Source organism: Flammeovirga sp. OC4, from assembly GCF_000812565.1.
Lineage (GTDB): Bacteria > Bacteroidota > Bacteroidia > Cytophagales > Flammeovirgaceae > Flammeovirga.
Genome location: NZ_JTAM01000169.1, coordinates 1 through 1,085 on the forward strand (window position 1 = coordinate 1; position 1,085 = coordinate 1,085).

The window sequence follows — 1,085 nt, forward strand, 5'->3', positions numbered from 1 at the left end:
GTTGACTAACCTTTTTTTGTGTTTAATAAATATCAGGATTGTATCTATCTAAGATATTATATTAGAGATTTGTATAAATGTAACAAAATATAGAAGGACTATGTTTAAGATGTTAGAATACTCTTATATAATTACTATTGCTTTTCACTGTAATATTTAGAAATAATTTTACAGTAATAAGAATTATCCTTACTATGAAAAACCTAATAACTATCTTAAGTTTCTTGTGTTTGGCTATAATTAGTTTTGGACAAAACACAGAAACAACAAATTGTACTCCAATATCGAATGGTCATTTTAAAGAGGTTTTAACTTCATTTGAAGTGATGTCACCAACATCTTTGTTAGAATCATCTAAAATATTTGTAGAGAAATATTGTATGGATAGCGATAAATTAGGAGAACTATCTTCTTATTTTCAATCTGATCAAGACCGTATTGAGTTTTTATATTATGCATTTTCACATACAGATAATAAAGCGAGCTTAGTGAATACAGATTTTCATTTTGAGGATGAAGCTTACCAAGAGGTATTTGTATCTTTTTTAAGTGATATGCACCAAAATATTTCAGACGGATTACATACAACAGAACAGGAGATCGTAGAATATCAAAAAGCGATGGAGAATAATGAAGACCTTGAAGAATATGAAGTAAAAGTAGTCTATGTTCCAGAGTATAGAGGGAGAATTGGACATGAAAAACCAATGTCATCCTCTGATTTTTTTAATGTCCAAAGAGCGATACAACTGGAATCTATTTCAAGTGAAAAAGTAGAAGTTTTTATAGATCAGGTTGAGGGAAAGGGAATATCAGTACGTCAATTGAATGGAATACTTTCATTGTATAATTATGAGAATGATAAAATGAAGGTTTTTAATAATGCTATCGATAAGGTATACGACCTTGATAATCTCTCCTTGGTAAGAACACATTTTGTCAACTTATTTCATAAAAAGGAGATTGATCGGATAATGCATTATGAATTGGATAAATATATGACAGATCAAGTAAAGAACGATGAACATATAGAATTCCAACATTATTAATAAATCGAAAAAGAGGCTGTCTCATAATTGAAAAAA

Annotated in this window: 1 protein-coding gene; it reads left to right on the forward strand. The window is 28.8% G+C overall.

Going from position 1 to position 1,085, the window contains the following annotated elements; all coding sequences use genetic code 11:
* Positions 1-194 precede the first annotated feature (194 nt).
* Positions 195-1,049, forward strand: a complete 855-nt coding sequence (locus PL77_RS29805) for a DUF4476 domain-containing protein (protein ID WP_044213692.1) — start codon at positions 195-197, stop codon at positions 1,047-1,049.
* Positions 1,050-1,085: the final 36 nt, after the last annotated feature.